Genomic DNA, 26,071 nt, shown 5'->3' on the forward strand with positions numbered 1-26,071 from the left:
TGCCCGCCCGCTCGCCGTCCGCGCCGCGAGCTTCGCTCGGCGCGTCGGCTCGAAGCCCGGCCAGGCCCCGCAGGCCACTCGGCGGCCTCCAATCGGGCGTGCGCGTGCCCGCCCTGGCCCTGCCGCCGCCCACGAGCGCCGCAGTCACACCCCTATTGCCCCGCAGGCCACGCGGCGGCCTCCAATCGGGCGTGCTTGTGCGTGCCCTGGCCCTGCTGCCGCCCACGGGCGCCGCAGCCACATCCTTATTGCCCTGTAGGACCCGCGGCGGCCTCTGGGTGGGTCGAAAGTCCTATGTGTTCGCAGGTGGGAAGAAGTTTGAGTGGAAATGGGTGACAGGACAAAGGATTTTCCTTGCATTGCTTGACGCTTTGGGGGTGACACCGGTCTGAAAATAGGCTTATCGGTTGATTGTTGGGAACCTGTCAAGCGCTGCAAAGTTCCACACTTTGATTTGTTTCCAGCCGTTAAAAAAGATGAAAATAGCCGAAAAGACACGTTTTCATAGATTGAAACCAGTAGGTCAATCGTTGATTTCCTGCGGAAATATCACTTGACTGTTTTTCTGTAAGGTAGACCACTAGCAAAGCTGCAGAAAATGGGTTGCATTTTTCGGTAACCGCGTCGTACGCTGAGTGTCATCAAGGTTGTGGAAAAACCTCTCGGGACATCCCCCCGAGTACGACACAGCGAAGCAACAGTCTTCAAGGAGATCGATTAATGGCAACGAGTCGAGCGCGCGCAGGCCACGCGCGGACCAAGCGAGCAGGAGTCGCGTCCCGCGCCCTGGCCGCCCTGGCCGTCGTGGCAACCGCCACCGGTACGCTGGTCGTCTCCCAGGTCGCCACCCCCCAGGCGGCTCAGGCCGCCCAGGAGCCTGCCGCCACCGGAATTGAAGTTGGCCCCGTTCGCGCCAACATGGGAACGGGCTTCGTCAACGCGTCTGCGACGGACACGACCACCAGCCTTCCCGACAACTTCATCCGCTACGGCATCGTCAAGGCCATGAGCGACAAGCCTGCTGACAGGATCAGGACGGGCACTGCCCCGATGACGACGTTCCTTGGCGGCGAGTACGCGAAGAATAATGATGCCTGGACCTACATCGCCCGCGGCTGGCCCTGGAAGTGGGATGAGAACCCTGCGAAGGCGGACGATAGTCAAAAGTGGATGCAGGCCCACTATGAACAGTGGAAGAATGGTGGCGACGGCACGATCTGGGTGAATGGCCAGTCCGCTATCGGCTTTAAGCCGAACGACCCGGGCACCGTCCAGCCGGGTCAGACCTTCCTGCTCGGCGCCATCCGTCATAACAACCTGCCGATCCGTGGCGGCGCAAATGTCAAGCAGTTCCTGCACTCGAGCCTGAATCTCACGCTCCCGGACCTGGTCGGCAGCACGCCTGAGAACTTCCCCTTCGTCAACCAGGAGACGTCCAACACCCTGGCGACGACGATCATCTACCGCAAGGGCGGCGCCTACGTGAAGACGGCCGGCGAGCCTGGCACGGGCACCTGCTCCTCCGACTTTGGGCTCAACGGTTGGCCCGCGACCCAGCAGATCGAGGGTAAGTGGCCCCGCGACTGGCTCCTTGCAGGTGGCAAGTACGGTACCCCCGGTTACACGCCCTCCGGTTCCTTCATTGGTCCCGCCTACGAGCCGGACCCGGTCGACGCGAGCGATCGCTCGAAGGGTTACGTCAACAAGCCCGAGACCCAGTCCGGACGTATGTACTGCGTCAAGTACGTGGGCGAGGGCAACGGCGAGTACGACCTCTACAGCCAGTACTACAACAAGGGTGCCGAGCAACCCGCCAGCACTCTGGGTACCAATCATCCCGAGGTTCTGCCGCGTGAGTGGCCGGGCGCCAAGGGTAACGTCAACGAGAACCCCTACGTGTGGGATAACGTGAAGCTGACGAAGACGACGTCGGACCAGACCTTCACGAAGAACGGTCGTACCTACCGCCTGCAGCTGTGGGGCTTCGTTCCCGCGGACAACCCCAGGACGCTGATCACCCCGGAGAATATTCAGAGTATTCCGACGGCTCAGTGCCCGGCGACCCCCGCTCCGGATGCCAAGCGCACCGACACCTTCATTACGCAGGAGCTCTCGGTCAACTACGGCTGCCTCTACGGCGTCATCACCGAGGAGCGCTCCGTGCGCATCGCGAAGGCCGTTGAGGATCCGGCGGGCGCCAACCCGACCATCCCCGCCGCCAACTTCTCGGTGGAGACCGGCGCGACCTGGCACGATAACACCGACCGTACCCCGGCGACCACCGGCACGGTGACCGTTTCGAAGCCCACGGCATCCTCCGCCCCCGCCAAGGCCTCGTACATCTCCGCAGCCGACCCGGCTGCGACGCTCACCCCCACCGCCTTCGGTGAGACCCAGGCGAAGTACGACTCGGTGTTCATCCCCTTCGAGGTCGGCAACTCCGACTTCACCATCACGGAGAAGGACATCAACACCGGCGGCGAGGACAAGTGGAACCTCAAGGACATCAAGTGCGTCAACGGCATCGGTGAAGACGTCGCCGTGACCAAGACCGAGCGCGGCGTTAGCTTCAAGAACGTCGGCGGTGCAAAGTCCGATGAGGCAGCCCCCATCACCTGTACGTTCGTCAACGAATACCAGGCTCCCAAGCTGCGCGTCGAGAAGTCCATCGAGGCGAACGGCGGCGCCAACGGCGCCACGAGCTTCAACGTGGACTACAAGATCGTCGCCACCAACGACGGCTCGCTGGCCGCCAACACCGGCAAGCTCACCGACAAGCCCGACTTCGCCAAGGGCCTGGAAATCCAGTCCGCGAAGATCGCCGAAACCCAGGCCGGCCTGGACTCCGCGTCCAACGCCACCGCCACGAACGGCGTCTACACGCTGACCGACGGCGTCGAGCTCGCTGCCGGGGCCACCAAGGAATACTGGATCCGCTTCGCGGTCGTCCGCAACACTGCGGCCGCCGGCTACAACGAGGCCGACCTGGCCTGCTCGACTCCGAGGGAGAATATCCCCGTTGCCGGCTACGGCCTCTTCAACGAGGTCCTGGCTGAGAACGGCAAGGACTGGGACGGCACGGACAACAACAAGGCCTGCGGCCCCACCGTCCCCCACGACTTCGTGGTGGTGAAGGCCGGCACGCAGAACACGGGTAAGACCTTCACCGACGCGGATAACCAGTACACGGGCCCCAATGGAGTCAAGCTGTACCCCCTCGCGGGCGCTGAGTTCGAGATCTACAAGTCCAACCCCAACACGGACGCCAACGCCCAGGTCGTCAAGACCCTGACCCAGGCGACCGCGACCGACGGCTACTACTGGTCCGTCAGCGACCTGAACATCGACACTGCCTACTGGCTGGTCGAGACCAAGGCCCCCGCCGGACACTCCCTGCTGCCCCAGCCCCTCGAGTTCAAGCTGACCACCGTCCACGCCGGCGGCTCCGGCACGAACGTTGAGCTCGCGGCCGACCTGAAGGACCAGGCCAAGTGGGCCACGAGCGCCGTCCAGGCGTTCGCGTCGGACAGTAGCATGCCCGGCGACAAGGGCTTCCTGGCCGCCGGAACCCGCAAGGCCACCATCGTTGTCAAGGACACCGAGGTTGGCGAGCTGCCCAAGGCTGGCAGCACCGGAATCTACCCCTACATCGGCGTCGCAGCGGCGCTCATGTCCGGGGCGATGGTGATGACCGTGGTCACCACCAAGAGGCGCAAGGCAATCGCCTGAGCCACCCATGAGGTCCCGTGACCACGAGACCCACCATCAGAAAAAACTCCCGAAATCACACACACAGGAGAAAGAAAACCAATGAGCACCACGAAGACCCGCCGCAGCCTGAGCCTGCTCGCAGCCTTCGCCGTCGCCGCCGGCGCGCTGGCCCTGCCCGCCGCCACCTCCGCGACCCAGGCTGCCCCCGCCTTCGGCCTTGCGGCGACCGTCACGCGCGCCCCGTCGCTGGTCGACCTCGACGCCACCAAGACCGGCTCCATCACCATCCACAAGCTGGTCAAGGACGCCAACAACGGCACCACCGCTGGCAACGGCCTCGAGGACGCCACCGCGACCGGCGACCCCCTCGACGGCGCGACCTTCACCGTCGAGAAGCTGACCAACGTCGACCTCACCACGCAGGCCGGCTGGGAGAAGCTCGCTGGCTTCAACGGCAACGTTGACACCGCGAAGGCTGACGGCGTTGACGCTGCCGTCACCAAGACCACCGCCGGTGGCGGTCTGGCTAAGTTTGACAGCCTCCCCCTCGGCGCCTACGTCGTGACCGAGACCGTGACCCCCGCCGGCTACGTCGGCTCCAAACCCTTCATCATCACGGTGCCCATGACGCACCCGACCGACCTCAACAAGTGGGTCTACGACGTCCACGCCTACCCGAAGAACTCCAAGGCCGGCATCGAGAAGACCGTCGCCGACGAGAACACCCCGGCCATCGGCTCGGACATCTCCTACACCATCAAGTCGGACATCCCCGCCGCTGAGGCCCTCGACTTCTACGACGTCGTCGACCAGTACGACAAGCGTGTGGAGCTGCCCGAGGCCGGCATCACGCTGAAGATCGTCGACGGCAAGAACGGCGAGGTCGCCCTGGCCAAGGGCACCGACTACAAGCTGATCGCCGCCGATGGCACCGATGGCAAGACCAAGTTCTGGACCGCCGAGTTCACCGCTGATGGCCGCGCCAAGCTGATCGCCAACCGCAAGGACGACAACACCAAGGTCCAGATGGACCTGGCCGGCACCGTCAAGGACAAGGTTGAGGCTGACGGCCTGTTCAAGAACAAGGCCATCCTGCTCCCCAACGCTCCCTCCAATGGCTGGAAGCCCAACTCGGGTGAGGTTCCCCCGCCGGATTACCCGAACTCCGAGGTTGTCTCCAAGTTCGGCAAGGTGAAGATCACCAAGGTCTCCGCTAAGGACACCAACGCCAAGCTGAAGGGCGCCGAGTTCGAGGTCTACCAGTGCACGCCTCAGACCACCCCGACCGCGAACTTCGAGTCCGTTGACGCGACCCTCGACAAGAAGCTGTCGCCCGCCGGCACCGAGACCTACACCACCGACGCCAACGGTGAGGTCACCATCGACGGCCTGCGCAACAACGACTGGGCGAACAACGCCGCCGTCGCCAACCCCGGCTACTACTGCCTCGTTGAGACCAAGGCTCCCGAGGGCTTCGAGCTCCAGACCCGCCCGATCGCCTTCCAGATCCTGCAGTCCAACTCCAAGGCTGACAACGAGTACACCCTCAACACCACGGTGAAGGACGTCCCGAAGAACGGTGGCTTCAACCTGCCGCTGACCGGTGCTGCCGGTGTTGGCGTCCTGATCGGCGCTGGCGCCCTCCTCGTGGGCGGCTCCGGTGCGATCGCGCTGGCCAACAAGCGCCGCAAGGAGCAGGCCGACGCCTGAGCCTAGCTAGCGACACACAGGGGGGTGTGGACCCGCGGGTCCACACCCCCCTTGCGTTGCCCGCAACCGCCCCCAGCGGTACTACCCTGTAACCAGACAAACTTCCACGGCCTCGGCAATGAACGGAGAAAGCGTGAGCACCCAAGCGCCCGACAAGAAGAAGACACCCCTCAAGTGGCGTCTCCTCACCATCGCGCCCCCGATCCTGCTGCTGGCCGGCATCCTGGTCCTCCTGTACCCCGTCTTCGCGACCCAGTACAACAACGCGCGCCAGGAACGCATCGCCTCTGAATTCAGCGCCGTCGCCGAGCAGGCCGGCCCCGACGCCGTCGCCGAGTCCCTGCGCCGCGCCGACGAATACAACCTCAAGGCCTCCGAGTCGCCGATCCTCGACCCCTGGCTGGACGCCCAGCGCCCCGGCACTGCGCAGTACCAGGACTACCTGAGCCAGCTCAACCTCAACGACGTCATGGCGACCATCAAGATCCCCTCGATCGACGTCAACCTGCCGATCTACCACGGCACCGACACCGCGACGCTCGACAAGGGCATCGGCCACCTCTTCGGCACCGCCCTGCCCGTCGGCGGCGAATCCACGCACACGGTCCTCACCGGCCACACCGGCCTGGGCAACGCCACCATGTTCGACCAGCTGACCAGCGTCAAGATGGGCGACTACTTCTACATCGAGACCGCCGGGCGCCACCTCAAGTACCAGGTCACCGACATCCGCGTCGTCCTGCCCCACGAGACCGAGTCCCTCAACAAGGTCGAAGGCAAGGACCTCGCCACCCTCATCACCTGTACCCCCTACGGAGTCAACACGCACCGCCTCCTCGTGACCGGCGAGCGCGTCCCCATGGACGAGGAGGCCGTGGCCGCCGAAGCCGCGCAGGTCAAGGGCTCCGTCATGAAGCCGTGGATGATCGCCGTCCTCGCGTCCGTCGCCGTCATCCTGCTCGTTGCCGGCATCCTCTGGCTGCGCTCCCGCAAGCGCAACGACGAGGAGCCGCAGGAGATTGAGGGCGCCGCCGCTGCTGCGCTCGCCTCCGCCGAGGCCGGGGACGAGGCCGGGGCTGAGTCCGCCGAGGCCGCTGAGTCCGCCGAGGCCGCTGAGTCCGTCGCCGACGCCCCCGACGCGCCCGCCGCCCCCGACCTGCTGACGGACGCCGAGCAGATCTCCGAGGAGGAGATCAACGCCGGCCGCACCGCCGCCCTGAGGAAGATGCTTGAGGAACGCGGCAAGCAGTAAGCAACCCTTTCACGTGCCCCCGTGGGGCACCTGAGACGCGGAAACGCGCGGACGAGCGAGTAAGCTCACCCGCGCGTTTCCGCGTATTTACGCTAGAGTCAGTGAGTAACTGTCAAACGACCTGGAGGGTACGTGGAGCACCACCCCAGCGGCGCACGCTCCCGCCGCGCCACGCACGCGAGGGCCAAGTCCCGGCCTCGCGGCACCGTCGCGCGTGCCCTCGCCGCCCTCCTCGTCGCGGGCGCAGCCCTCCCCGGCCTCGTCGCCCCCGAACGCGCGGACGCCGACGCCACGCTGGAGCCCCCCGGCGGCGGCACCGTCCCCGTCACCTCGTCCACAGGCCGCCTCGGCGCGACCACCATCAACGGCTCGGCCACGGACCGCACGACCAACGTTCCCGACAATGCCTACGTCGGAACCGTGCGCGGCGCGGGCCCCTTTGATGCGGCCGACCCCGCCCAGTCCTCGGCCCCCCTCCAGGCCGGGACCGCCCAGCCAATGCTGGACGCCGCCGTCGCGTCGGGGGACTACTGGACCTACATCGCGCGCGGCCTGCCCGCCGCCAACCCCGTCGCCACCGGCGTCATCTCGCCGCAGAACACCAACGCCCTGGGCTACAAGCCCAACAACCCGGGCGACGTTCCCATCGGCAAGCCCTTCCTCCTGGGCACCGTGCGACACAACAACTTCCAGGTGCACTCGGCCAGCCGGTGGGTCCACTCGTCGATCGACGTCAACATCGGCGGCATCGAGGACTCCTTTCCCTTCGACCAGGAGGAGACCGAGGACGACACCGACACCACCGCCGCCCTGAGCGACGAGGGCGCCTACATGCTCGCCTCGCGCGCCAACGGACCGAACTCCTGCCCCGCGAACGCGCCCTACGCCGCCCTCAACCGCGACGCCGGATCGGGCGTCTGGTACTGCTACCGTCACGTCGGCAAGGGCCGAGGCAACCGCGACATCTACACGAACAACCCGGCTGCGTACCCCGACGCCGCGGGTACGCCCGACCAGAGCCCCAACTCCGACGACGTGCTGACGATCTCGCGGACCACCTCGAACAAGACCGTCATGATCGACGGAATCCCGTACCGCCTCGTCATCGCCGGCTTCACCCCCAGCGGCGACGGCACCTGCCCGGACACGCCGCCCGAGGGCGTCACCCCCGTATCCACCTTCAGCTCGAAGGAAAACAAGACCTCGTATGGGTGCCTGTACGCCACCTTCAGCCAGGAGCGCTACATCCGCATCGCCAAGACCGTGACCCCTGAATCCGAGGCGATCGGCGGCAAGATCCCCTCCTTCAACTTCACGACGCTGGGTATCGGTGATTTCGTCTCGCCCACGGGCGAGCCCCTCAAGACCGCCGAGAACGCTGGCGGCTTCGTCGACTGGTCCTCCTTCGAGGACAGTCCCCTGACCCCCACGGGCTACGGCAAGGACGGCACGGTGACGTCGGGGTACCAGGCCTTCATCCCCGGCTACTCCCAGTTCGTCATCGCCGAGACCGGTCCGCGCATCCCCGGGCGCCGCCCCCTGCGCTTCGGCGAACCCGGCTACTTTGGCCCCTGGAAGGTCTCCGACGACCCGAACTCCGCGCGCTGGGAGCTCACCGACATCAACTGCGTCAACGGCATCGGCGAGGCCGTCAACGTCACCCGCGACCCCATGACCGGCGGCATCGACTTCTCCGACGTGCCCCCGGCCAAGACCGCGGCCGCCGTGCCCATCACCTGCAACTTCACGATCCAGCAGCAGGCCCCCAAGCTGCGCATCGACAAGACCGTCGAAAGCGTCGAGGGCGCCTCGGGCGACACGATCACCGTCACCTACCGCGTGACCGCCACGAACGACGGCACGATCGCGGGCACGACCGGCCGCCTCGTCGACACCCCGGCCTTCGCGCCCGGCCTCACCCTGCGCTCCGCGGCGATCGCCACCTCTCTCGATGGGCTGCGCGGCGCCCGCGAACAGAACCGCGCCGCCACCTACGTCCTCACCCAGGGCACCACCGTCGAACCCGGAAAGTCAGCGACCTGGTTCATCCGCATGAAGGCCGCCCGCGACAAGGCGGCGGCCGGATACAGCGAGGCCGCCCTCGAGTGCGTCCCCTCGAACGGGCGCCTCACCCCCAAGCGCGGCCTCTACAACTCCGTCGCCGGCCCCTACGACCACGACGGCGCCGCCAACAACGAGGCCTGCGCGCCCGCCCGACCGCGCACCATCCGCATCGAAAAGGCCGGCACCCAGCCCGTCGGCACGGCCAACGAGGACGGCACCTACCCGCTCGAGGGCGCCGCCTTTGCGATCTACGACAACGAGGCCCTGACCGGTACCCCCGTCTCCACCTCCGACGGCGAATCGCAGTTCGTCACCGCGCCCCTTGAGACCGGCAAGACCTACTGGCTCGTCGAGACCCGCGCCCCCGCCGGGCACGTCCTCCTGCCCCGCGCCGTGCCCTTCCACATCGAGGTGGGCGCCGACGCCTCGGCCTCCACGGTGATCACCACCGACTTCGGCGCCGACGAGGGCTTTACCTCCGTGCGCGTCATCCCCGCCGCCTCGGGTACGGGCGCCGCCGCGCTGCCCGCCATCCGCGTCGTCGACACCCAGGTCGGCGTCCTGCCCAACTCCGGCTCCGCGGGCATCTACCCCCACCTCGGCCTCGGCGCCGCCCTCCTCGGCCTCGCCGGCGTGTGCGCGTGGGTGCGCCGCCGCTCCGCCTAACCGGTACGAGGCCGGGGCTCGGTCCCGCTTCGCGTCCCCTGTGGCGCGCGCCCCGCTGTGCCGCCACCGCGCGAGGCGAGCGCGACCGCGGCGGGCCTCGTCCCCTACGATGGGAACCATGAACCTCAGCTTCCCCGAGCGCATCCGCGTTGACGCCATCATCCAAGCCGCCATGGACATGGAGGCCGCGCCCCTCCTGCACGAGCTCGCGCCCATCGGGGACGACGAGACGCCCCAGGCCATCCTCGCGGGCAGCCACAAGGCCCAGCGCTTCGTGCTCGGCATTCTCGACGGACGCACCGTCCTGGTCGTCACCTCCGGCATCGGCCTGGCCAACGCCGCCTCCGCGACCGCGCGCGCCCTCACCCTTGTCGAGGCGCCCATCGTCATCGCCGCCGGCACCACCGGCGGGCTCGCCCGCGACATCAACGTTGGCGACATCGCCGCCGGCACCCGCGCCATCTACGGGCAGGCGGATGCGACCGCCTTCGGCTACGCCATGGGCCAGGTCCCCCAGATGCCCGTCGACTACACCACCTCCGAAGCCGCCGAAGAGCGCCTTCCCATCCTGCGCGGCCTCATCGAACACCCCGTGCGCCGCGGGCGCATCGTCTCCTCCGACTCCTTCTGCACCGAGGCCAACGTTGGCCCCATGCGCGAGCGCTTCCCCGACGCCATTGGCACCGACATGGAAACCTGCGCAATGGCCCAGGTCTGCTGGTCCTCCGACGTCGACTGGATCTCGTTGCGAGCCGTCTCCGACCTGTGCGGCCCCACCGCCGACCAGGCCTTCCACATGGACGGCGCCCGCGCCGCTGCCCACAGCGCCCAGGCCGTGCGCGCCTACCTGACGCTGCTCTGAGCGCCCGCCCCGGCCTCGTGCCTGCCCCGGCCTCGTCCCGCCCCGAACGAACGGAAACGAACATGACCCGCCCCGCCCGCGTCCTTATGGTGTGCACCGGTAACATCTGCCGCTCCACGATGGCCCACGCGGTCCTCGAACAGGCCGCCGCGCGCGCCGGCGTGGATGTCGTCGTCGATAGCGCCGGCGTCTCCGACGAAGAGCAGGGCAACCCGATCGACCGCCGCGCCGCTCGCGTGCTGCGCGACGCCGGGTACATCGTGCCCGATCATCGTGCGCGCCAGATCCGCGCCGGCGAGCTGGGGGAGTGGGACCTCGTGCTGGCCATGACCTCGCGCCACCTGAACGTCCTGGAGCGCCTCGCCGAGCGCGTCGGGGTTGAGCACGAGGGTGCGCCCGCGTCCGCCGCCGACCTGGGCCAGGGGCCGCGTGTGTGCCTGTACCGCGACCTCGACCCCGAGGGCAGCGGCGACGTGCCCGACCCCTGGTACGGCGGCCACCAGGACTTCCTGGACACCCTCGAGGTTATCGAGCGGGTCACCCCGCAGATCCTCGCCCTCGTGCGCTAGGCGCGCGGACTGATTCCTTGTTGCCCCATTAATTTCGCACGTAATTCCCCTGAGGGATCTTCGGATTACCCCGAGAAAACCGCATGATTTCAACGTTTAGAATTCAAATGTTGAAAGAGCAGTGGGGGAATTGCATGCGAAATTAGTGTTGAGGGTGATAACTAGGCAGGTATCCGCTCAGGATGTCGAGGAAGGCGGCGTTCTTCACTGCGTCGCGCGTGTCTTCCATTCCAGTGTCGGGTAGGAGGCGACGGAGGGCCTGTACCGATACCGGGACCTCTCGCGCGAAGTTGCCATTCATGACGTCGTCATAGGTGAATCGAAGGACGACGTATCCGCGCCGTAAAAGTTCTCGATCGCGTTTGAGGTCCTTCTCGCGCTGCTCTTTCGATGAGTGGAAGGCCCATCCATCCACCTCGATGATGATGAAGCCGAGAATGATCATGTCGACCTCGCCGACTCCTTCAATCCAGACCCCGACCTGCGGTGTCAGCCCCATATCAATGAGCTGCAAACGTGCAACTGTTTCGAGGATCGATCGGGCACGCTCCGACGATAGGGAGAGAGCTTCTTTGAGGTGAGGCAGTCGGCTGCCGGTTGGTGGAATAGTGAGCGTCGAGACGTCGTAGAGGCCGCGATTGCGCGCGGCATCAAGCATGGGCAGCGAGACCTTGAGTGGCATGCAGACGAGCACTCGCTCCAAGACTGTCCCGATGCTCGCTACATGTGTGCGTTCTTCTTCTTTACTCAGGACCGGCTCCCAGTGGACGCACACATCGTCGAAACGGCGGAGCTTTGAGTAGTGCATTCCTCGGCTGTGTCTGACGGACAAATGCGTGCGCTGTGGGAGTTCCCCAGTGGCGACTGGTAGGTCATAGAACTTCGCTGCACTCACACACGAGAGGCAAGCGTTGTATACGAAAGCGCGTACCTGATCTAACGTGTACCTGGTGTGGTCGTAGATCCAACCGCGGTAGTGACTGATGCCAGCTGGCAGCGTTGAAGGAGTGAGGTCTGCGTGGCGCAGGCTCGATAGTTTGGTGATGCCTTGTCGTTTACGTAGCTCTTCGTTGAGATCCATGCATAGATCGTGCTACTTTGTGGCGCTTTGTGTGATCTGTTTGAAAAATCTGTGGATAACTAAGAAATTTCGCATGCAATTCCCTGCCGAGGTCTATTTGGTACCTCGTGAAAACCGCATGATTTCAATGATCTGAGTTCAAATCTTGAAAGAGGGGTGGGGGAATTGCATGCGAAATTGATCGGGGAACCAGTGTCTCCGCCGAATAGAGCGAGCGGCCACCCTGCGTGGGGTAGCCGCTCGCTGCGTTAAAGGGTGGCGCCTCAGTTGGGCAGGGACACCCCCGCCTCGGTGAGGAGGGTGCGGATCTGCTCTTCGACGCCCTTCGTGCCGCGGCCCATCGCGACGAGCTTGCCGTCCGTGCCCGCGATGAAGTGCGTCGGCCACGCCGTCGCGCCGTAGGCCTTGAAGGCCTCCAGGTCGGGGTCCAACGCCACCGGGTAGGTGATGCCCAGCTTCTCGATCGACGCGTTCACCACCGAGGTGTCGCGCTCGTAGGCCTGCTGGGGCGAGTGCACGCCCACGACGACCAGGCCGTAGTCCTTGTACTTCTCGTAGATGGCCTCGAGCTCGGGGATCTCGCGCTGGCAGTTCGTGCACGAGCTCGACCAGAAGTCCACGAGCGTCACCGTGCCGGACGGCTGGCCCAGGGTGTTCAGCCACTCCGAGGCCTGGATCGTCGGCATGGCGCCGCAATCCTTCGCGCCATTACGCGCGCACTGCGCGAAGTCGGTGCTCGCCTCGACTTCCTTCTCGGGCTCGCACGCGCCGTCCTCGCAAGCGCCTTCAGTGCTGGCCTCGAGCGAGGCCGTGTAGTCGGGGATCATCCGCTGCAGGGCCATCGGGGCGTCCGTCGCGATACCCAGCGCGAGCGCCATCATCGCGACGCCCGCGGCGATGCGCAGCGGCTGCTGGCGGGTCTTCAGGAAGCGGGCGGCGACGCCCGAACCGGCGATCGCGACGATCATCAGCGGGATCGACACGCCGATCGCGAAGGAGACGGCCAGGCCGATGATGTGCCACGTGATCTGCCCGGAGCTGGAGGCCACGATGATCGAGGTCAGCACCGGACCCGCGCACGGCACGAACGCCGCGCCCAGGACGAGGCCGAGGCCGAAGCCCGCGCTGTCGCCCGTCGTGCGAGGTGCCAGGCGCGCAAAGGGGCGCTCGAGCACCTCCATGATCTTCGGGACGATCATGCCGATGCCGACGGCCAGCAGCAGGACGATGCCGGTCCAGCGGATCAGCGCCTGCGGCAGGTTGAGCAGGCTGAGCAGCGCCGAACCCGCGACCGTGATGATCATGAACGAGGTGACGAGGCCCAGGACGATGAGCACGGGACGACGCGTCACCGAGTCGCTGCCGTCGGCCTTCACGGCTGCCTTCTTCGGCGCTTCTCCACCCAGGTTCACGCCCGGAGCGACGCGGAACAGTGACGGGTCGATGCCCGCCTTTCCGTCTTTGGAGGATTGGGGCGCCTCGTTCGAGGTGCGGCCGCCAGCGGCTCCGAGGAATAGTGCGGGCAGGACGGGAAGGATGCACGGGGAGATGCCCGTGATGAAGCCTCCAAGAAGGCCAAGCAAGAGGAACATAGGTTCACCTTACTTGGAAGTAGTTGAAAATGCATGCTAATTGTCGGCTGCGCGCATGAAAGCCGGATGTCAGAACCCGACAGTGCGCCTACAGCGACAGGACCAGGTCCGCGCGCTCCTTCGTGCGATCGACGAGGGCCATGTTCGCCGCGTCCACCGTGCGCACCCAGTGCGCGGCGTCCGCGCGGTCCCGGCCAAAGCTCATGTGCCGGTCGATCAGGCGCGAGGCGAGCTCCTCGAAAGGAGTGTCAATAAAGACGAGCAGGTCGATGAGGCCGCGCACGTCCGCCCAGCCGGGCAGCTCGAGGCCCAGGTAGTTGCCCTCCGTGATGACGACGCCGTCGACCTCAACGGGCAGGGAGGCGGCGACGGGCTCGTGCAGGTCGCGCCGGTAATCGGGGGCGAGGACAACGCCGTCCGCGCGGCGCACGCGCCCCAGGAGGGCGACGTATCCGCCCACGTCGAAGGTGTCGGGCGCGCCCTTGTGGTCGGCGATCCCGCGCGCGGCCAGCACCGCGTTGGACATGTGGAAGCCATCCATGGGCGCCAGGCCAGCGACCGCGATGCCGGCCTCGGGCAGGGCGCGCGCCAGTTCGGCGGTGATCGTCGTCTTGCCGGTCCCGGGAGGGCCGGTCAGGCCCAGCACGCGCACGGGGTCACCGAGGCGGGCGCGCTCGGCCACGGCCTCGACGATGCGCCGGGTGATCGACGAGGCCTGGGCGCACTCAGGAGAGGCAGCAGCCGACTGCGGTCCCGAGCTCGCCCGTAAGGAAGTCACGGCTTGATGACGGGCAGCGTCGACCAGGGGAAGTTGATCCACTTGTCGGTGTACGCCCACACGTAGTCGGGCTCGATGATGGACACGGGCTTCTTGTAGATGACCGCGCTGCGGGCCTCGACGCGGACGGCGGCGGAGCCGTCGAGAGTGAGGCCGTGCTCGTCGATGAGGTCCATGACCATCTTGAGGGTCTTGCCGGAGTCGGCGACGTCGTCGACGACGAGGACGCGCTTGCCATCCATCGCGGAGACGTCCATGAGCGGGGGAAGCAGCTGGGGCTCCTCGAGGGTTTCACCGATGCCGGAGTAGAACTCGACGTTCATGGTGCCGATGGCCTTCACGTCCATCGCGTAGGCGATGGCGCCGGCGGGAATGAGGCCGCCGCGCGCGATGGCGACGATCAGGTCCGGGATCCAGCCGGAGTCGACGATCTGCTGGGTGAGCTCACGGGACGCGTCGCCGAAGCCTTCCCAGGTGAGGACCTCGCGGTCGGGAGCGGTGGTGGCGTCGGGGCTGGCGGTGGTACCCATGGCTTCCTTCTCTCGGGGGTGTTGGGATCAAGGGTATCGCCGTCGGGTGGGTGTGTGCGCGCCCGCCCGGGTTGCAAAACTGTGACGTGGGCGAACGCTCGCCTTGTGCGCACTTCCCCGGCGTCGGTAACGCTAACGATGGCGGCGGATTGAGGCGAGCTCGCGCTCGTAGGCGCGCCCGGGCGAGGCGGCCTGCCCGCGGTGCTCCCACGTGAGGATCAACGCCGGGTTGAAAGCGTGCGAGCACACCCCGCACGAGGAGACGCGCCGGGGCGCCCGGTACAGGCGGCGGGTGGCCCCGCAGCGCGGGCACGTGCCCACCCAGGGCGCGTCGGGGGAGGGTAGGGATGAGGGCAGGCGCGCGGAATCCGGGGCGCCGAGGGCGCGTGCGGCCCGCTTCCACGCGGCGTCGTGCCCGTGGGAGGGGCCGACGAGGGCGTGGGCGATCTCGTGCAGAATGACGCCCCGGATCGTGTCCGCGTCATACAGGTCGGTGAGCGGGCCGGACAGGCTGATCGTGCGCGAGGTATGCGTGCACGCCCCCGCCCGGCGCTTGGCGTGGTCGAAGCGGAAACGCCAGTCGGTCAGCCCAGCCGCGTCCATGAGGGAGCGCGCGAGGGTGCGAGCATCCTCGCGCTTCACCGCGCCCCCGCGAGCACGCCGAGCAGGCGCTTCATGGAGACCTTGTTCGGCGTGCCCAGGGTCTGGGCGAACATGGACACGCGCAGCTCCTCGGCCATCCATCGCGCCTGGGTGAGGGCGGCGTCGCGTCGGGCGTCGTAGGGGCGCCGTTCCAGCGCCTCGCGCGTGGCGGCGATCTCGGCCTCGGCCTGGTGGATGCGGTCCATGTCCTCCAGGTCGCGGGCCAGCGCCCCCGGCGACGAGGCGGCGCGCTCAATGCGCACAGCACCGGCGCGCAGGTAGCGGGCCAGGTGCGGCAGCGCGGAGGCGGGCGTCGCCGACACGAAACCCTCGTAGAGCAGGGTCTTCCCATGCGCCGCGACGTCGCGCGTCGTCTCCTCGAGCGAGGCCTGGGGGTGGGAGCGCACGGCGGCGTCGGCCTCGGCGCTGGCCTCCAGGGCCCGCACGACGTGGGAGAGGATCTGGTAGACGCGGTCCTCGTGGGCGTCGCGAGCGGCTGCCACAAGCGTCTCGAAGGCCTCGGGGTCGCGCACGTCGGCGGGGGTGCTCAGCTCGTCGACGAGGGACAGGGCCGAGGCCAGCTGCGCGTCCGCGACCAGGGCCGCCGTGTCCGCGTAGGGGGAGGCTGCCAGCATGAGGGCCTCGCGGCCCGTCCAGCGCGTGGTCACGCGGTTGGTCGCCAGTGCGACGCGGGAGAGCAGCAGACGAGCGAGGCCGGCGCGATGCTCGCGGTCCGCCTCGGCGGCGCTGGCCATGACGCGCACGCCAGCCGCCGGGGCCGCGGCACTGCCCTGGGGGACCAGCGCGGGGAACGCCCGCAGCGTCATCGCGGACGAGGTCTGGGTGATCGATCGCGGCAGCGTCGGCATCTGCGTGACGCCGTCCGCGTGGAACGCCGGGTCCGGCGCGGGGGCCGAGGCCTGGGCCTCCTTCGGTGCGTGTGTGCCCTTCCCGGGTGCGGACTGCGCGCCATCGTTTGCGGCAGACTGCGCGCCCTTGGAGGTGGAGGAATTGTCCCCACCGCGGGCGGCGGCCTTCTCCGAGGCTCCGCGCCCGCGCTTGTTCCTGCGTGCCTGCTTCTCGCCGGCCTCTTCGAGGGCCGCGCGAACGGCCGTGCGCACCGCCTTGTTCGCGTCGCTGGCGAGGGAACGCTGCAGGTAGGCCAGGTCCTTGCCCGCGCCCAGCTCCTTGCCCGACGCGTCGGTGACGACGAAGGTCATGCGCAGGTGATCGGGCAGGTGGGCGCGCGCGTGCGCCAGGTCCGCCTCGCTGAGGTCCACGCCGCGCAGCACGCGCACCGCGTGGGCGAGGGCGTCCAGGATGGGACCCTCGGTGAGGGGGCGGGGCTTGGGCGCCTCGGCGGCAGGCGCGCCCTGCTGGGTGGATTCCGGCGCAGGAGTCTCCTTCTGTGCGGCCTTCTTCGGCGCCTTCGCGGGGGAATTGCGCGTCGACAGCTTGCCCGACGTCGCGCCCCACGCGGCCAGGCGGCCCATCGCGGCGTCCAGGCTCAGCGGGTCCGGTTCGTCGGAGTCGGCGGCCTTCGTCGCTTTCCCGGCGGACTTGTCCGCCGCAGGCGCTGCCTCGACTGGCTCGTCGCCCGCCTGCTCGATCCAGCGAGCCACCGACGCGGCCACGTCCGGCGCGGGGGCCAGCAGACGGCGCACGCCCTTGGGCAGAGCCCGGATCGCCTCGGTCAGCAGGTCCTCGCGCATGCCGGGCACCAGCCAGTCCGTGCCCGCATCGCTGACGCGCTCGAGCACCTCGATCGGGATGCGCATCGACACGCCGTCGCGAGGGCTGCCCGGCGCGAACTCGTAGCTCAGGGGCAGCGACAGGTCGCCGCACTGCCAACGATCCGGGAAGCCCTCGCCCGAGGTCGCCTCGCGCGGCATCAGCAGGGACGCCGGGTAGATCAGCAAATCGGGATGCTCCCGGCGCTCGTCCTTCCACCAGCGGTTGAACGCCGCCGCGCTGGTCACGTGCTCGGGGATCAGATCGTCGAAGAAACGGAAGCGCGCCTGCTCGTCCGCGACGAGGCCGTGGGTGCGGCTACGGCGCTCAACCTCGCGAGCCTGCTCCACCAGAGCCTCGTTTCGGCGCTGGAAAGCGTGCCTCTCCCTCCACTGGCCATCCACCAGGGCGTTGCGAATGAACATCTCGCGGGCCAGCTCACGCGCTGTCGTCCCCTCGCGCGTGGCCGCCAGCTCCTCGAAATGACGCGGCTCAAACGACCCCGACGACAGCGGATCCTTCGACGCCGACACCAAGCCGGCCGCCAGCGCCTCCAGCGACCCCGCGCGCGGAGCGTGAGAGCGCGAGGCGGCCACGGCCTCGTCGATGACGAGATCACCCAAGCGACCCAGCAGCACCTCGCGGTCCGCCGCCAGCGTCAGCCCGTAGAGGGTCACGCGCTCGCGGACCATCGCCGCGCCCTTCGCAACCGACCAGAACGGCTCCGAATACGAGCGCTTGAGTAGGCCGCGCGCCGCCGGCTCCACCCACTCCGGGCGGATGCGGGCCACCGTGCGCGCAAACAGGCGCGAGGTCTCCACGAGCTCCGCCGTCATCACCCAGGCGGGGTGGCCACTCACGCCCGAGCCCGGCCAGATTGTGAAGTGCGTGCCGCGGGCGCCCTCGTAGTCGCGCTTCGTCTCGTCCCACGAGCCCAGGTAGGACAGCAGGCCGACCAGCAGCGAGCGGTGCACCTGGTCCGCGTCCACGCTCGCCGAGCCCTGCCCGTAGGCCAGGACCGCACGAACGGCCGCGTCCGGCGCGCCGCCGAACTGGGCGGCCTCCACGACGTCTCCCGTCGACGGCTCGCCCACCGGCCCCGCGGCGATCCCCAGCGCCCGGGCCATCTGGCGCAGCTGGCCGACGACGTCGCGCCACTCGCGCCACCGCAGGTAGTGGAAGAACTCCGCTCGGCACATGCGCCGGAACGCCGAACCCGACAGGTCGCGGGCCTGCACCGCCAGGTAGCGCCACAGGTTCAGGTACGTGATGAAGTCCGAATGCGGGTCGGCCAGGCGTGCGTGCGAGGCGTCCGCCGTGCCCTGGTGCTCGGCCGGGCGCTCGCGCACGTCCTGGATCGACAGCGCCGCCACGATGACGAGCACCTCCGAGGCACAGCCCAGGCGCTCGGCCTCCAGCAGCATGCGCCCCAGGCGCGGGTCGATCGGCAGGCGTGCCAGGTCCCGTCCGATGCCGGTGAGCCTGTACTGGGACGAGGCCGGGGCCGCGTCCGCGCTCTCACGATCCTGCGCGAGCGCGCCGATCTCCACGAGGAGGGCCACGCCGTCGCGCACCGCGCGCCGATCCGGGGCGTCCAGGAACGGGAAGTCCTCAACCGCGCCCAGCCCGAGGGACGCCATCTGCAAGATGACGCTGGCCAGCGACGTACGCAGGATTTCCGGCTCCGTGAAGCGCGGACGCGAGAGGTAGTCGGCTTGGGAGAACAGGCGGATCGCCACGCCCTCCGCGACTCGGCCGCATCGGCCCGCGCGCTGGTTCGCACTCGCCTGGCTGATTGGCTCAATCGGCAGGCGCTGCACCTTCGTCTTGTTGGAATAGCGGGAAATGCGCGCCAAACCCGGGTCGATCACGTAGCGGATGCCCGGCACCGTCAGCGATGTCTCCGCCACGTTCGTCGCCAGGACCACGCGGCGCAGGCGGTGCGGCTCGAAGACGCGATGCTGCTCGGCCGCCGTCAGTCGCGCGTACAGGGGCAGGATCTCGATGTCCCCCGGGCGTGCGCCCTTGTCGTCTCCCGCGCGCCGGCCTCGTCCCTTCAGGTGGTCGAGGAGGGCCGCCTCCGTGTCGCGGATGTCGCGCTCGCCGGGCAGGAAGACCAGGATGTCGCCGTCACCCTCCGCGCTCAGCTCGTCCACCGCGTGACAGATCGCGGTCTCCACGTCGATGTCCTCGCCCATGCCATAGCCCAGCGTCGCCAGCTCGTCGTCCGGGTCCTCCAGGACCAGCTGCATGGGGCCGGACTCGGTGACGTCGGTGATCTCGAGGGTCTCGGTGGGATCGTTCGCCTGCTGCGCCGAGGCCTCGGACGTGTACGACGAAGGCGTCGTCGGGCCGAGGGGACGGTAGCGGATCTCCACCGGGTACGTGCGGCCCGACACCTCGATGACCGGCGCCGGCTCGATCAGGCGGCCCGAGCCGGGAGCGCCCTCCCACGTGCCGAAATGGCGCGCGAAACGGTCCGAATCGATCGTCGCCGACGTGATGATGACCTTCAGGTCCGGGCGCGCGGGCAGCAGGCGCGCGACGTAGCCCAGGATGAAGTCGATGTTGAGGCTGCGCTCGTGGGCCTCGTCGATGATGAGCGTGTCGTAGCGGCGCAGCATCGGGTCCGACTGGATCTCCGCCAGCAAGATGCCGTCCGTCATGAGCTTGACGAGGGTCGTGGGGCCCACCTCGTCCGTGAAACGCACCTGGTAGCCGACCACCTGGCCGCGCTCGTGGCCCACGGTCTGGCCCAGCTCGTCAGCGATGCGATCCGCGACCGAACGCGCCGCGAGCCTGCGTGGCTGGGTGTGCCCGATCATGCCGGCCACGCCGCGGCCCAGCTGCATGCAGATCTTCGGCAGCTGCGTCGTCTTGCCCGAGCCGGTCTCGCCCGACACGATGACCACCTGGTGGTCGCGGATAGCGCGCGCGATCTCGTCGCGGCGGGCGCTCACCGGCAGGTCCGGGAAGGAGATGACCGGGATCGCGGCCGCGCGCTCGGCTAGCTGCTCCGGGGTGAAGGGCTTGAAGGGGCGCGCGTGCTCACGCTGGGGGCGCCTGCGTCCTGCGTTGCGCGGGCGCGGTTTGCGTGCTTTGGGCGTGGCGGAGCGAGAGTCAGGCATGATAGCGCCAGTCTAGTCGCAGGCCAGAGGGGGCCGCCCGGCACCCGGCGGCGTGGCCGCACTGGAAGGCGTGATACACCCAAAGTCGCACGTAATTCCCTTGGGTCAGTTTTTGAGTGCGGCTTTAATCCGCATGATTTCAACGGTCTGATTTCAAACGTTGAAATAGGGGTGGGGGAATTACGTGCGACATTTTGGGGTAGCTATTGGATGTGGGTGTGGCGAGTCGGGGCTGCCGTCAGGCGGAGGGCGCCTCGCCCTGCAGGTCCTCGTCGAAGCGAGTCACGGGAGGCTCCATGCGCAGATCCACGAGGTCGCGCGCCAGCTGGTCGATCTCCTCGCCCAGGTGCACGCGCTCCCTCCACGAGGCGGGGATACCCTCGATCCCATAGAAAGCGCCGCCCAGCTGGCCGTAGATCGCGGCGTTCGTGTCCGAGTCACCGCCCATGTTGGCGATTGCCAGGGTCGCATCCTTGAAAGACGGGAAATCCAGGAGGCCGTGCACCGCCAGGCGCAGGCCGTTCACGATGTAGCCGTTGGTTTCCGCCTCCCACGAGGCGCGCACCTGCGGATCCGGGCTGATCACCCGCGTGGCCATCTCGTCGAACGCCGCGCCCGTCGACGCCCACGACACGTCCATGATCTGCTCCGGCGACCATCCCAGCAGGGCGCCCACCAGGAGGGCGGCGAAGACCTCGGTGGCGGCCTCGGCCTCGACCGAGAAGTGCGTCTCGCGCGCGCTCAAGCGAGCGGTCGTGACCACCTCGCGCGGGGAACGTGAGCGGAAACCCGCGATCACCATGGGTGCCAGGCGCATGATCGCGCCGTTACCCGCGCTGTTCGTGCGCTCGGCGGTCACCGGCACACGCTGCTCGTGCTCGAAATCGAACAACGCGGCGCGGACCTGGCCGCCGATATCGAAACACACGTCCGTGGAGGACCGATACCCCTCCGAAAACCAGCGCTGGTAGCGCTCCATCACGTCAAAGGAGTCGTAGCGGCCCTGCGCCAGCAGGGAATCCGCGATGCACAGAGCCATCGACGTGTCATCCGTCCACTGCCCGGGCTCCAGCAGGAACGGGCCACCGCCCACCATGTCCGTGATCGGATCGAAGGTGCCCGCCCACTTGAACTCATTCGTGGTGCCCACCGCGTCGCCGACGGCCAAGCCCATGAGGGCGCCGCGCGCCCGAGAAAGAAAATCCGACATGCCCCTAGTGTCGCACAGGGGCCCTCCAGCTGGGACCTGGCCTCCGGCCCGCGGGCAGTCGAGGCCAGGGGAACGCGCGGGTCAGCCCCGGCCTCGTCCCAGGGAGGAAACGTCAGGCGATTGACGTCCCGAACAGCCAGCCCAGCAGGTAGGTGACGCCCGCGGCGCCGTAACCTACGACGAGCTGGCGCAGCGCGCGAGGCGCGGGGGACTGGCCGGACAGGATGCCGACCACGCCGCCCGTGAACAGCAGGGCGACGCCGACGATCGCGGCCGCGGCAATGATGGCCGCCAGGCCGGTCATGCCCAGCAGGTAGGGGATCAGCGGGAAGAACGCGCCCACCGCGAAGAAACAGAAGGAGGACAACGCCGCCTTCATGGGCGTGCCCACCTGGTCGCCCGCACCGTCCGACTCGGGGCTGCCGCCCAGGGCGGCACGCACCGCGATTGCGCCGGAGTCGCCGTTCGCAGGCTTGGCGAGGCGCGCGAAGACCTGCTTCGCGTGCCGCTCAGCCTCCTCCTCGCTCTCGCCGCGCGCACGGAACACGAGGGCCAGCTCGTTCGCATCCACGTCCAAGTCCGGCACAGCCTGATGCGCGTCCTGGTCGGGGATCGAGGCGTCGAGCAGCTCGCGCTGACTGCGCACGCTCACCCACTCGCCGGCCGCCATCGACAGGGCGCCCGCGAGCAGGCCCGAAATACCCGTCAGAAGAACAGCATGGGGGTCCATGCCCGTGGCCGCCACGCCCAGGACAAGCGCCAGGTTCGACACGAGACCGTCGTTCGCTCCGAACACTGCCGCGCGGAACGTGCCCGCCAGGGTCTCGCGAGACTTTGCCGCCAGGGAACGGATGACCTCGGCATGAATGTACTCGTCCGCCTGCATGTGCGCGGGCACGTCATCATCCACGTCGCGGGCGGACCGCTGCTCGGCGCGCTGGGCCATCGCCAGAATGAAAATCGTGCCGAAAAGGTGCGCGAGGACGGACGCGGCACGCGTGCGCAGCGGTGGCTTAGGTGCGGGCAGGGCGTGGTCGCCCAGGCGCGCCAGCCAATACTCCTCGTGGCGACGCTCCGCCTCCTCAAGCTGCAAGAGGACCGCGCGCTCCTCGCCCGTCCGGCGCTCGGACAGGTCGCGGTAGGTGCGAGCCTCCATGCGCTCCTCGGCCAGGTGCTTGCGCCAGCGCTTGATCTGCGCGCGCGTGGGTTCCTGGGTGTTGATCTGCTGGTCTGCGCTCACGGCCTCGTTCCCTCGCGCGCTCAACGCTGCGTCGTGGAAGAAGTGGCCTGCGCGTCGACCGTCGTCGGCTCGGAGGCGGGGGCGCCGAACAGGCGTTCCTTCACGGCGTCGGCAACCTTATCGGTCACCTGCTCGCCGCCCGCACGCACGAGGTCGGACATCTTCTGACCCGCCGCATCCAGGGGACGGGCAACGATCGGGAAACGGCGCAGCTTCGAGGCGCTCGCGCGGATCTGCTCGTAGCGCTCGCGGCCTGCTCGGGTGCCCAGGACGTATCCGATGCCAACTCCGATGAGGATTCCAGTCTTGGTTCCCATGAATGTCCTTCTCTCGCTGCAAGTGGTGGGGCGGCCCGTCGTGGCGGGTGTCGCGCAATTCCCGTGGGCGCGGCTTTCACCGGCGCGTATGCGTCCCATCTTAGTGGCGCTGCCCGCCGCGCCGCACGATCCTCACCATGAGTGGGGATTATTCGCGGATGCTTCTCGTCTCAGGCGAGCTCTTGTCACATTCGTGCACAGTGTGGGCCCCTCTTTCCGTGAGTGGCCCTCACACGCTATGTTTATAGCGTGAGCCAGGTAACGATTGAGACGCCCCGGGGAGTATCGCTCTCCGGTACGTTCACGCGTCCCGTGGACTGCCGCGACGCTGCGGTGATCTTTTCTCACACCTTTTTGTCGGATCGTCACGCATCGGGTATGTTCGACTCAGTCGGTCGTGCGCTGCGCCGAGCCGGCTATGCGACGCTCACCTTCGACTACTCGGGCCACGGCGCCTCGGGCGACGAAATTATCACTTTCGATCCCCTCATCGAAGACTTCCGCTCCGCGTCCGGTTGGCTCGCCGACCAGGGCTTCGCGCGTCAAATCTGCGTCGGCCACGAGTTCGGCGCCGCCGTCGCGCTACGCTCGCGCCCGCCCGCCGTGCAGACATACGTGCTGGTCTCCCCGGTCCTCGGCCCCCTGTCCTACGACTGGAACCTCGTGTTCTCCGACGTGCAGCTCTCCGACCTCGAGCGCCACGGGGCCACAACCGTGCCCGACGACTCCGAGTCCGTGCGCCAGCAGTTCACCATCTCCAAGCGTACCCTCGCTGACATGTCCATGGTCTCCGGTGAGAAAGCCTTGCGCGGACTGAGCGTCCCCGTGCTCATCACGCACGACTCCTTCGACGAGGAGACCGGCCTGCTCGACCGCACACGCGAGGTCTTCCACCTGCTGCCCGACGGCTCCCTCGTCGAGATGACCGCCGCCCCCGATGGTATCGCGGGCGAGTACACGCCGGTTGACGGCGTGCCCGTCATCGACGAGGCCGTGGATCGCGCGCTCGCCGCCTCCGGTTCGGCGCACCTGCCCGCCCTGGTGGATGTCGCCGCCAAGTGGGCGAGCCGCTGGGTGCCCGTGAGCCGCTGATCGCCTCATTTCCGGCGGTGCTTGTGGCTCCGCTGGTGTTCCGGGCGCCGTCGGGCCCGGCCGCCCGCGAGATCGCCACACGCGAGCTTCGCTCGGAGTGGTCGATCTCGAAGCCCGCCCGTGCCCTCCGGTCCCTCCGGCGCCCTCCACACCGGCGGCGCTGTGTCGCTGTGTGTGCTGAGCGCGTCGGCTCGAAGCCCGGCCAGGCCCCGCCGCCGGCCGTGGGTATCGCGTCTGGGCTCTGCAGACCAGGCGGCCCGCTTGTCTGAAACCCCTGTCGCCTTTGCTTGCTGGTGTCTGTGTGGGAGTGAAACCGCCATCGCCTTTGTGGGCGCGAAACGGGCGTTTTTGGTGCGTTTTTCGGTTGCAGTGGTGACGGTGGTTTCAACGCGTGCTGTTCAGGGGCGCGCAGTGGTGATGGCGGTTTCATACTGGCCTGTATTAGTGGTCGCAGAGGTGTCATTGGTTTCAAAGTCGCCACGTGGCTGTGTCCTGAGCGTGAAAAAGTTCGCCCAGCAGGGCCTGGTGGTGGGTGTGAGCGTGACAAAATTCGCCCAGCGCTCGAGAAATAGCCGAAAATCGGCGTTTTCTGGCGTGCTGGGCGAGTTTTGTACCGGGTTGGCCCAAGAATGCCCCGTGCTGGGCGAGTTTTGTACCGGGTTGGCCCAAGAATGCCCAGTGCCGGGCGAGTTTTGTACCGGGTTGGCCCGCAAGGTAGCGAGCGGGAAAAGTTATGGCCCTGTCGGTACCAGGAAGGCCGCCTTTTTGGTAGTCGTTGTCCCAGGGGCGACCCGCACGGAGGCAGGCAGAACTAGAACTACTGGTGTGCCTCCTCAGCCACCACCTACCAGCCGTGCACCAGCTCAGCGAGAGCCGGGGAAGCCAGCCACTGCCTCGTGCCGAAGGAAGACACCGACACCGCGGCGACAGCTGACGCGAAGCGGATGAGGCGCTCCGGGTCGGCGTCCCCGCCGCGCTCGATCGCCCACGTGAAAGCCCCGTGGAAGGCGTCGCCCGCCCCCAGCGTGGACGCGTCCGGGACGGCTTCGACGGGAACCTCGCCGCTCTCGCCATCCCACCAGTACTGCACGGAGCGATCCCCGCGCGTGCGCACAGTCCGCGTGATGCCGAAGCCTCGCAGGAACTCGGCGACCCGCGCCCCGTCCGGGCGCGCCATCAGCGGCGGCGCGAAATCCTCCGAGACGACTGCGATGTCGACGAAGCCCAGCAGGGGAGTGAGCCAGTCCTTCCACGAACCGCCGTCCAGGATGCGCTGGTGCGGCGGGCGAGCCTCGAGCGGGGCGAACGGGTCCTCCCCGTCGACCTCGGGTACGCCCAGCGTGAGGGCCGCATGCGCGAGCGCCGGGTTGTGTCCGTCGATGAGGACCGCGCCGACGCGCTCGGGCAGCTCCGCCGCCACGCCCTCCGCGTTGGCGTCGAGCCGCGCGTTCGTGGAAGCCACCATGCGACCGCTCGGGTGCTCGATGATCGAGGACACGGCGGGCTCGCGCGACGCCGGGGACGAGGCCGGCGCCGTCGCATCCACGACGCGCACACCCACGGCGGCCAGGTCGGCAGCAAGGAAGGCGGCAACGGGGCCTTCGCCGAGCGCTGTCAACAGAATCGGCGCTTCCTCAGAGTCAGTGGGAGCGCCCGAGGCGGCCCCGGCCTCGTCCTCAGGACCAGAGAGGATGCGCGAGGCCGCGCACAGCACCGCGTACGTGACGGCCGCGTTCGTCGCGGGACCGCCGGCGGCCATCGTGAAGTCCGTCGACGTGACCTTCAGGGAAGGGTCCGGCACGTGGTCGAGTCGATGCAGGACATCCAGGGTCGTGAGCCCGGCGAAGAGAGCAGTCATGGGGACATTGTCGCACCCGGTGGCAGCGTGAGACGGCA

The 26,071-nt window shown here is 68.0% G+C and carries 17 protein-coding genes; 7 read left to right on the forward strand and 10 right to left on the reverse strand.

Annotated elements, in window-relative coordinates; translation table 11 throughout:
• Positions 1-720 precede the first annotated feature (720 nt).
• The 6 genes from FBF35_RS00770 to FBF35_RS00795 all read left to right on the forward strand — a co-directional run bounded on the left by FBF35_RS00770 (position 721) and on the right by FBF35_RS00795 (position 10,834).
• A complete protein-coding gene (locus tag FBF35_RS00770; protein ID WP_060566158.1) occupies positions 721-3,729 on the forward strand; it encodes a prealbumin-like fold domain-containing protein in 3,009 nt (1,002 codons plus the stop codon).
• A gap of 81 nt (positions 3,730-3,810) precedes the next feature.
• On the forward strand, positions 3,811-5,421 hold the full coding sequence (locus tag FBF35_RS00775) for a SpaH/EbpB family LPXTG-anchored major pilin (RefSeq protein ID WP_082632834.1): 1,611 nt from the start codon (positions 3,811-3,813) through the stop codon (positions 5,419-5,421).
• 133 nt (positions 5,422-5,554) lie between these two features.
• Complete coding sequence (locus FBF35_RS00780) at positions 5,555-6,673, forward strand: class C sortase (protein ID WP_060566160.1); 1,119 nt, start codon at positions 5,555-5,557, stop codon at positions 6,671-6,673.
• 132 nt (positions 6,674-6,805) lie between these two features.
• The gene (locus tag FBF35_RS00785) at positions 6,806-9,403 is read left to right on the forward strand and encodes a SpaA isopeptide-forming pilin-related protein (protein ID WP_060566161.1); all 2,598 of its coding nucleotides are present in this window, start codon (positions 6,806-6,808) and stop codon (positions 9,401-9,403) included.
• A 118-nt stretch (positions 9,404-9,521) separates the two neighbouring features.
• Positions 9,522-10,265, forward strand: coding sequence for a 5'-methylthioadenosine/S-adenosylhomocysteine nucleosidase (gene mtnN, locus FBF35_RS00790; RefSeq protein WP_060566162.1), 744 nt, complete (start codon positions 9,522-9,524; stop codon positions 10,263-10,265).
• 62 nt (positions 10,266-10,327) lie between these two features.
• The gene (locus FBF35_RS00795) at positions 10,328-10,834 is read left to right on the forward strand and encodes a low molecular weight protein-tyrosine-phosphatase (RefSeq protein ID WP_060566163.1); all 507 of its coding nucleotides are present in this window, start codon (positions 10,328-10,330) and stop codon (positions 10,832-10,834) included.
• 142 nt (positions 10,835-10,976) lie between these two features.
• On the opposite strand, the gene FBF35_RS00800 is transcribed toward FBF35_RS00795, so the two are convergent.
• From FBF35_RS00800 to FBF35_RS00840, 9 genes are all read right to left on the reverse strand, one after another.
• Positions 10,977-11,915, reverse strand: coding sequence for an endonuclease domain-containing protein (locus FBF35_RS00800; RefSeq protein ID WP_060566164.1), 939 nt, complete (start codon positions 11,913-11,915; stop codon positions 10,977-10,979).
• A 263-nt stretch (positions 11,916-12,178) separates the two neighbouring features.
• On the reverse strand, positions 12,179-13,507 hold the full coding sequence (locus FBF35_RS00805; protein ID WP_060566165.1) for a cytochrome c biogenesis protein/redoxin: 1,329 nt from the start codon (positions 13,505-13,507) through the stop codon (positions 12,179-12,181).
• An 88-nt stretch (positions 13,508-13,595) separates the two neighbouring features.
• A complete protein-coding gene (locus FBF35_RS00810) occupies positions 13,596-14,285 on the reverse strand; it encodes an AAA family ATPase (protein WP_060566166.1) in 690 nt (229 codons plus the stop codon).
• Positions 14,282-14,815: a phosphoribosyltransferase gene (locus FBF35_RS00815; protein ID WP_060566167.1), complete on the reverse strand. Its 534-nt coding sequence runs from the start codon at positions 14,813-14,815 to the stop codon at positions 14,282-14,284. The genes FBF35_RS00810 and FBF35_RS00815 overlap by 4 nt, the downstream gene beginning before the upstream one ends.
• A gap of 132 nt (positions 14,816-14,947) precedes the next feature.
• Entirely contained in the window at positions 14,948-15,457 is a 510-nt protein-coding gene (locus FBF35_RS00820) for a SprT-like domain-containing protein (protein WP_060566168.1), read from the reverse strand.
• A complete protein-coding gene (locus tag FBF35_RS00825) occupies positions 15,454-20,316 on the reverse strand; it encodes a DUF3418 domain-containing protein (RefSeq protein WP_060566169.1) in 4,863 nt (1,620 codons plus the stop codon). Before FBF35_RS00825 ends, FBF35_RS00820 begins: the two co-directional genes overlap by 4 nt.
• A 238-nt stretch (positions 20,317-20,554) precedes the next feature.
• The gene (locus tag FBF35_RS00830) at positions 20,555-21,526 is read right to left on the reverse strand and encodes an ADP-ribosylglycohydrolase family protein (RefSeq protein ID WP_060566170.1); all 972 of its coding nucleotides are present in this window, start codon (positions 21,524-21,526) and stop codon (positions 20,555-20,557) included.
• A 112-nt stretch (positions 21,527-21,638) separates the two neighbouring features.
• On the reverse strand, positions 21,639-22,790 hold the full coding sequence (locus tag FBF35_RS00835; protein WP_060566171.1) for a VIT1/CCC1 transporter family protein: 1,152 nt from the start codon (positions 22,788-22,790) through the stop codon (positions 21,639-21,641).
• Positions 22,787-23,083 (reverse strand): hypothetical protein, encoded by a 297-nt coding sequence (locus FBF35_RS00840; RefSeq protein WP_048775421.1) that lies wholly within the window; start codon positions 23,081-23,083, stop codon positions 22,787-22,789. Before FBF35_RS00840 ends, FBF35_RS00835 begins: the two co-directional genes overlap by 4 nt.
• A gap of 249 nt (positions 23,084-23,332) precedes the next feature.
• Between FBF35_RS00840 and FBF35_RS00845 the strand changes: the two genes are divergently transcribed.
• Positions 23,333-24,175: an alpha/beta hydrolase gene (locus tag FBF35_RS00845; protein WP_082632835.1), complete on the forward strand. Its 843-nt coding sequence runs from the start codon at positions 23,333-23,335 to the stop codon at positions 24,173-24,175.
• Positions 24,176-25,019: 844 nt separating this feature from the next.
• Here FBF35_RS00845 and FBF35_RS00855 read toward each other — a convergent pair.
• On the reverse strand, positions 25,020-26,033 hold the full coding sequence (locus tag FBF35_RS00855) for a PfkB family carbohydrate kinase (RefSeq protein ID WP_060566173.1): 1,014 nt from the start codon (positions 26,031-26,033) through the stop codon (positions 25,020-25,022).
• Positions 26,034-26,071 lie beyond the last annotated feature (38 nt).

It is taken from the genome of Schaalia odontolytica, assembly GCF_005696695.1.
Classification (GTDB): Bacteria; Actinomycetota; Actinomycetes; order Actinomycetales; family Actinomycetaceae; genus Pauljensenia; species Pauljensenia odontolytica_C.

Coding starts and splice junctions, on each gene's coding strand:
- FBF35_RS00770 (WP_060566158.1), top strand. CDS start 721: ATGGCAACGAGTCGAGCGCGCGCAGGCCACGCGCGGACCAAGCGAGCA.
- FBF35_RS00775 (WP_082632834.1), top strand. CDS start 3,811: ATGAGCACCACGAAGACCCGCCGCAGCCTGAGCCTGCTCGCAGCCTTC.
- mtnN (WP_060566162.1), top strand. CDS start 9,522: ATGAACCTCAGCTTCCCCGAGCGCATCCGCGTTGACGCCATCATCCAA.
- FBF35_RS00795 (WP_060566163.1), top strand. CDS start 10,328: ATGACCCGCCCCGCCCGCGTCCTTATGGTGTGCACCGGTAACATCTGC.
- FBF35_RS00800 (WP_060566164.1), bottom strand. CDS start 11,915: ATGGATCTCAACGAAGAGCTACGTAAACGACAAGGCATCACCAAACTA.
- FBF35_RS00805 (WP_060566165.1), bottom strand. CDS start 13,507: ATGTTCCTCTTGCTTGGCCTTCTTGGAGGCTTCATCACGGGCATCTCC.
- FBF35_RS00815 (WP_060566167.1), bottom strand. CDS start 14,815: ATGGGTACCACCGCCAGCCCCGACGCCACCACCGCTCCCGACCGCGAG.
- FBF35_RS00825 (WP_060566169.1), bottom strand. CDS start 20,316: ATGCCTGACTCTCGCTCCGCCACGCCCAAAGCACGCAAACCGCGCCCG.
- FBF35_RS00830 (WP_060566170.1), bottom strand. CDS start 21,526: ATGTCGGATTTTCTTTCTCGGGCGCGCGGCGCCCTCATGGGCTTGGCC.
- FBF35_RS00840 (WP_048775421.1), bottom strand. CDS start 23,083: ATGGGAACCAAGACTGGAATCCTCATCGGAGTTGGCATCGGATACGTC.
- FBF35_RS00855 (WP_060566173.1), bottom strand. CDS start 26,033: ATGACTGCTCTCTTCGCCGGGCTCACGACCCTGGATGTCCTGCATCGA.